General features: G+C 43.2%; 5 protein-coding genes and 1 pseudogene. All 6 read right to left on the bottom strand.

Translation table 11 applies throughout. The features are described from left to right. Positions 1-589: 589 nt before the first annotated feature. Positions 590-940, bottom strand: coding sequence for a thioredoxin family protein (locus tag K5677_RS08760; RefSeq protein WP_296726937.1), 351 nt, complete (start codon positions 938-940; stop codon positions 590-592). An 11-nt stretch (positions 941-951) separates the two neighbouring features. Next, positions 952-1,953: a permease gene (locus K5677_RS08755; protein WP_296726935.1), complete on the bottom strand. Its 1,002-nt coding sequence runs from the start codon at positions 1,951-1,953 to the stop codon at positions 952-954. Positions 1,954-1,991: 38 nt separating this feature from the next. After that, positions 1,992-2,399 (bottom strand): arsenate reductase ArsC, encoded by a 408-nt coding sequence (locus tag K5677_RS08750; protein ID WP_296726933.1) that lies wholly within the window; start codon positions 2,397-2,399, stop codon positions 1,992-1,994. Next, positions 2,386-3,437 (bottom strand): annotated as a pseudogene (gene arsB, locus K5677_RS08745) (ACR3 family arsenite efflux transporter). Before arsB ends, K5677_RS08750 begins: the two are co-directional and overlap by 14 nt. A gap of 70 nt (positions 3,438-3,507) precedes the next feature. Then, positions 3,508-3,945 carry a C-GCAxxG-C-C family protein gene (locus tag K5677_RS08740; protein WP_296726930.1) on the bottom strand — a complete coding sequence of 146 codons (438 nt, stop codon included), beginning with the start codon at positions 3,943-3,945 and terminating at the stop codon, positions 3,508-3,510. Positions 3,946-4,019: 74 nt separating this feature from the next. Next, positions 4,020-4,325: a metalloregulator ArsR/SmtB family transcription factor gene (locus K5677_RS08735; RefSeq protein WP_296726927.1), complete on the bottom strand. Its 306-nt coding sequence runs from the start codon at positions 4,323-4,325 to the stop codon at positions 4,020-4,022. Between the last annotated feature and the right edge of the window lie 308 nt (positions 4,326-4,633).

Raw genomic sequence — 4,633 nt, 5'->3', positions numbered from 1 at the left:
TGCGTGTAGGTCAGATTCATCTCCTTCAGATACGGCGTATATAAGCTCGTTACAGCTCTTGCTGCCGCATACAGTGGAAAACAGAGCTGATTTTCAATCTTCATAGCTTCCTTGTAGTTGTATTCCATTGTTCTGCCTCCTCAATTTATGTTGTTTACAATTATATTGTATCAAATATAAACCCGTTTGTCAAGTACCCTTGCTTTATTTTTGATATTTAACTTCAGACAAAAAAGTCCTCACAGCCAAAACTGTGAGGACTCATTGTTTTTAATCAGATAAACACATTAACGTGAATATCACGCCAGCTTAGTATCCTACGCTTTGTGGACTTCGCGTAAAGGTATTCTTTAGCATCGTCAAGATTCAGCGTAAAATAGCCAATCTGAGTATATTTGGGAATTACTTTCCTTCGCTGATTGCAGCCTGTACTGCGGATAGGGTGGCAATCACAATTTAATCGATAAACGGCTATATTTAGCCGTAAATATGATGCTGTAAAAGTTCTCCATTGTCAACTGTTATAATTGCATAGAACAAAATCAGGAACGTAAAAGAGAGGCAGCCATTACGGCTGCCTTAAATATTGTCATTTGCCTATAAGCTTTAATATCTCAGCAGGCTTCAGAGTTTTACCAGAAGAAACGAGTTTATCATTGACTACAAGTGCAGGCATTGACATTGCTCCGTACTCCATTATCTTCTTCAGGTCTGTGACATACTCGACCTCGATGCCCATTCCATCAACTGCCTTGACAGTGTTGTCGTAGAGCTGATGGCAGGCTTTACAGCCCGAACCGAGCACCTTGATACAGCAGATACCGTCAACAGGTTCACCGCAGCAAGTAGATGTAGTCTCGTTTGTAGTCTGCTCTCCGCCGCAACAGCAACATGAAGTTTCCTCTTTCTTCTCTTCCTTTTTCTTTCCAAACAGTGCCATAATGTTTCCTCCTAAATGATATAGCTTTGAATGATATTGAAGAAATATCCCACAAGGATAATTCCGACCGTACAGATAGCGATGAAAATACCTAGCAATTTCGGCTTGATAGCCTTTTTAAGCATGATCATCGAAGGCAGCGACAGCGTGGTGACTCCCATCATAAAGCTGAGTACCACTCCGAGCCTTGCGCCCTTTGCAAGCAGAGCCTCGGCTATGGGGATACAGCCGAATATGTCTGCATACATCGGTATTCCGCATATCGTGGCAATGATAACACCGAACGGATTACCCGTACCGAGCAGCTTTATCACCCATTCTTCGGGTATCCAGTTGTGGATAAATGCACCGATACCAACTCCGACCAGCACATAGGGAAAGACCTTTTTCGCAGTTTCCGTGACCTGTTCCCATGAGTATTTCAATCTGTCACGCTTTGTCAGCTCATTCTGCGGAGCGTCAATGCTCTTGCCGTTGCGGATAAACTCCTCGACCTCACTTTCAAGGTGCAGCTTTTCGATCAGCGTGCCGCCGACCACAGCTATGACAAGCCCGACGATCACATACACCACAGCGACCTTCCAGCCAAATATGCTCATCAAAAGAATAAGAGAGCCGAGATCGACCATTGGCGACGAGATCAGGAATGAGAATGTCACACCCAACGGCAGCCCTGCGCTTGTGAAACCTATAAACAGCGGTATCGACGAGCAAGAGCAGAACGGTGTGACTGTACCAAGCAAGGCGGCAATGCAGTTTGCACCGATACCGTGAAAACGTCCGAGTATCTTCTTTGTCCTCTCAGGCGGAAAATAGCTCTGAATGTAGGATATGAGGAATATCAGCACACCGAGCAGAACCATGATCTTGAGTACATCATAGATAAAAAACTGCACACTTCCGCCGATTTTTCCGCTTGTATCAAGTCCGCAGGCATTCAGCAGAGAGCCTATCAGCCTGTTCAGCCATTTCATACCGAGAATCTCGTCTTGTATGAAGTCCCATACACGCATAAATTACCTCCAAAAACTAACGTTTTATCATAGTAAACTCACACTTTATTTACTATAATCTTCTGTTTCATAAGTAGTATTTTTTCCTTGATCTCATCAATGACCTTTTCAAATTCTTCATCACTTTTGCCTGTCGGATCAGATAGTTTCCAATCATCATCAAATGGTCTGCCGATGAAAGGACAGCCGACATCACAGCCCATTGAGATTGCAATATCCGGTTCAGGAATATCTTTTATCAGCTTACTGTACTGATTCTGTTCCATGTCAATATCATAGAGCTTTTTCATTAAGCGCACAGCATCCTGATTGATCTGTGGTTTTATTTCTGTTCCTGCTGAATAGCTTTCAAAAACATCCGAAGCAAGATGCTTTCCAAGTGCTTCTGCTATCTGGCTGCGGCAGGAATTATGCACACAGATAAATGCTATTTTAGGCTTTTTCATTATCAAACCACCCTTTCGTCCGATTTGCTGTTCTGCACAGTAACAGTATTACGGGAACTTCTGTCAGCACTCCCACCGTAGTCGCAAGTGCAGCAGGAGAAGATGTACCGAATAATGCGACAGCCACCGCAACGGCAAGCTCAAAGAAATTGGACGCTCCTATCATTCCCGCAGGAGCGGCTATATCGTGGGACAGCCTTAACAGCTTGCAGGCGATATATGCGACAGCAAAAATAATGAATGTCTGCAATACAAGGGGAACAGCGATAAGCAGTATATGCAGAGGATTTTCAAGAATGACACTTCCTTGAAACGAGAATATCAGTATCAAGGTGAGCAGTAAACCTATTGTTGTGATTCCGTCAAATTTATGGATAAAGTATTTTCAAAGTATTCTGTACCCTTGCTTTTGCTTACGATAACTCTTGTCAGAATACCAAGAATAAGCGGTATCACAACAAACAGCATCACTGAAAGAAATAGCGTAGTCATCGGAACTTGTATATTCGATACACCGAGCAGGAGTTTGACTATCGGCACAAATGCCACAAGAATGATAAGGTCATTGGTCGCCACCTGTACGACAGTATAGGCAGGATCTCCTTTTGTCAGCGTACTCCACACGAAAACCATAGCCGTACATGGTGCGGCACCGAGCAGGACAGCACCAGCGAGATATTCTGCTGCAAGTTCTGGAGTAATAAAAGCCTTGAAAATCACAATAAAGAACAGACTTGCAATACCGTACATCGAAAACGGCTTTATCAGCCAGTTCACAACCCAAGTGACGAACAGCCCTTTCGGATTCTTGCCGACATTTCTGATACTCTGAAAATCGACCTTCATCATCATCGGATATATCATCAGCCATATCAGGATCGCCATAGGGATCGAAATTCGTGCGTACTCAAATCTGTTCAGGAAGTCAGGTATCTGGGGAAGAAACCGTCCAATCAGCACACCTACTACCATACACAGAGCCACCCATACTGTGAGGTATCGCTGAAATACGCTGATTCCGCTATTCTTTTGTTCCATAGTATCACTCCATAAATATTTATAAATTGAAATCATTCTATTCATAAGCCGTATCTTTCATACGGCAGAATTATTCGTTTAGCAGCTTTTCTGCTATCAGCACAGCACTCTCTATCATCTTGGGACATTCCGTTGCGAACAGCCCCTTTGCCCTTGCATAAGCCTTTCCCTCATCGGTGGAAATATCGCAGTCAAGCAGCTCACGGCAGATATAAGAGCCGTTTTGTTTCGCAAATTCATCAAGAAAACGCACGGCATAGCTGTTTGCTCTCTCTTTGCTTTCTAAGTCACCGTCCTCGCACATACCGTATTTAAGCCCTAAAGCCATAAGTGCCCCCGTACACGCACCGCAGACCTCAGCCTTGCACATACCGCCGCCAAAGCAAGCTCCGACTCTGAGTGCCTGTTCCTTAGTCATTCCAAGCTCCTCGGCAAAAGCCGCAAGCACCGCCTGAGAGCAGTAATACCTTTTTGAGAAAAGCTCGCTTGCAATTTCTGTGTGTTTCATAGTTTACCTCCAATAAATATATTCGAATTTATCTATACGAACTGTAAATAAAAATCCGTGTTCCCACGGACATTTTATTTACAGCAGCATTCTCCGCTGTCAGACACTTTTGTCAGTTCACGCAGAACATTCACGGCTATCTCCGTACCCTCCGGAGAAATGGAGTAATACATCCACTTGCCCTCTTTTCTTCCGACCACAAGACCGCTGTCACAGAGTATCTTCATGTGATGCGAAAGCGTAGGTTGGGTACACTGCATTGCTTCAAGCAGCTTGCAGGCACATTTCTCGCCGTTTTGCAAAAGCCTGAATATATGCACTCTGTTTTCATCGCACAGAGCCTTGAAAATCACGGTGATCTGCTTGTTTGTCAGTTCCATTTGCTCACCTCATATTGAAGATTTTCTATATTATATCACACAAATAGAAATTTGTCAATACGTTTTGAGAAATTAATGAAAAATCAAAATCGCTATTGACAAATTATAAAATATGTAGTATACTGCATATAATAGGTAGTATATTACATATATTTGAAAGAGGTTTGCTATGTACGATTTTGAACACATGGATCCGAGAATTATTGCCTTTGTGAACATCTTTATCTGTTCCAACAGGCTTCAGGCTATAATGGATAACGGACTTGTGGATATTACCGCCAAACAATGGCTTGCTATTGCAATGATAG

The sequence above is a fragment of the Ruminococcus sp. genome, assembly GCF_024684275.1.
This window is presented reverse-complemented; position numbering and strand designations above follow the sequence as displayed.